This window comes from Kitasatospora sp. NPDC091257 (assembly GCF_044757675.1).
GTDB lineage: Bacteria > Actinomycetota > Actinomycetes > Streptomycetales > Streptomycetaceae > Kitasatospora > Kitasatospora lactacystinica.
The window spans coordinates 1-1,727 of sequence record NZ_JBIVVI010001565.1 but is presented as its reverse complement, the minus strand read 5'-3'; the positions used below and the strand labels follow the sequence as shown (position 1 = coordinate 1,727).

2 protein-coding genes are annotated in these 1,727 nt (G+C 75.3%); one reads left to right on the top strand and one right to left on the bottom strand.

Annotation, left to right across the window (positions count from 1 at the left end; all coding sequences use genetic code 11):
- Nucleotides 1-5: 5 nt before the first annotated feature.
- The gene (locus ACIQOV_RS40315; RefSeq protein WP_401055964.1) at nucleotides 6-998 is read right to left on the bottom strand and encodes a helix-turn-helix transcriptional regulator; all 993 of its coding nucleotides are present in this window, start codon (nucleotides 996-998) and stop codon (nucleotides 6-8) included.
- A 101-nt stretch (nucleotides 999-1,099) separates the two neighbouring features.
- Here ACIQOV_RS40315 and ACIQOV_RS40310 point away from each other — a divergent pair.
- On the top strand, nucleotides 1,100-1,727 hold a 628-nt coding region (locus ACIQOV_RS40310; protein WP_401055962.1), incomplete at its 3' end, for a TIGR03086 family metal-binding protein.

The window sequence follows — 1,727 nt, the reverse complement described above, 5'->3', positions numbered from 1 at the left end:
GGGGCTCAGGACGGCTGGTCCTGGTACAGCCGCAGGGCGTCCGCCGCCGCCCTGGCCAGCTCGCGCCGGGCGGCCGGCGGGACCAGCACCTCGACGTCCGCGCCGAAGGCCAGCAGCGACCGGACGGCCGCCGGGGCCGGGAAGGCCATCGCCACCTCGGCCCACTCCTCGGGCGGCCCGGCGCCCGCCTCCGGCGGCGGCGCGGTGACCCGGCCGCCGTGGATGCGCAGGAACATGTCCAGCCGTCCGCGCCGGACCCGCACCCGCACCGGCAGGTCCTTCGGCAGCCGCTCCACCTGCTCGCGCAGCACCGCCCAGACGTCACCGAGCCCGACCCCGGCCCGGCGTCGCACCGTCTCCTCGGTGGTGTCGGCGGCCAGCACCCGGTCGGCCCGGAACAGCCTCGGCTCGCCGTGCAGATCGGCCACCAGGTACCAGACCGCCGCCTTGCTCACCAGCCCGTACGGGTCGACGGTGTACTCCACCGGCGCGGGCGTGCCGCCGTGCCGGTAGCGCAGCCGCAGCCGCCGGTCGGCGAAGACGGCGTACTGCAGCTCGCCCAGGTCCGGCCCGGCGGCGGGGCCGACCGCGCCGGGGGTCTGCATCCAGCGGGCCGGGTCGACCAGGATCCGCTCGCTGATCCGCTCGGCGGCCGGCCGGTGCGGGGCCGGCAGCGCCGCCATCACCTTGCGCAGCGCCGAACCGAGCGCCCCGTCCAGCCCGAGGTCGCTGTGCGCGCCCTGGGCGGAGAGCACGAACAGCGCCCTGGCCTCGTCCGCGGTCAGGCCCGTGACGTCGGTGCGGTAGCCGGGCAGCAGGCCGATGCCGCCGTGCCGCCCGCGCTCGGTGAACACCGGCACCCCGGCGGCGGAGAGCGACTCGACGTCGCGGTAGATGGTGCGGACGGACACCTCCAGCCGCTCGGCGAGTTCGGTGGCGGACACCCGGCCGCGGGTCTGGAGCAGCAGCAGGATCGAGAGCAGGCGGTCGGCCTTCATGCCCCAAGAATCCCAGTAATCCTGACGGCAGTTGTCAGGTTTTACTGGGAAATTGCGTTCCGAGCCCGAAAGACCACCCGACACCAGGGAGTTGAGCGCCGATGACCGCCGTCCAGGATGCCCGCCCGCAGTACCTGACCGCCCTCGACCAGCTGGAGAAGCTGTTCGCCACGATCACCCCGGCCGACCTCGACCGGCCCACCCCCTGTACCGAGTTCACCCTGCGTCAGCTGCTGAACCACGTGGTCGGCGGCATCCACCGGTTCGCGTACATGGGCGAGGGCGGCCGCGCCGAGGACGTCGTGGCCGCCGTCGAGGACCCCTCGGACGAGGGCTGGCCGGCCGCGCTGGGCCGGGCCCGCGCCCGGGTCACCGCCGCCTGGGCGGACGACGCCAAGCTCGGCCGCCCGACCGTCGCCCCCTGGGGCGAGGTGCCCGGCGCGGCGGCGGTGGCCGGCTACCTGATGGAGCTGGTGACCCACTCCGGGGACATCGCCGGGAGCCTCGGCAACGGCTTCGCCCTGGACGACGACCTGGCGCGGACCGCGCTGGCCGTCGCCGAGTTCGTGCTGCCGGCCGAACAGCGGGTGCCGGGGGTCCCGTTCGCCGCCGTCCGGCCGGTCGCCGAGGACGCCGACGTGCACACCCGGCTGGCCGCCTGGATGGTGTCGTGGAACATGTGCGCGTCCTGGGTCACCATGCCGACGGTGTCGTGCAGCGAGGCCAGGG

Bases quoted from the DNA above. Each gene is read 5' to 3' on its own strand.
- ACIQOV_RS40315 (WP_401055964.1), bottom strand. From the start codon at position 998: ATGAAGGCCGACCGCCTGCTCTCGATCCTGCTGCTGCTCCAGACCCGC.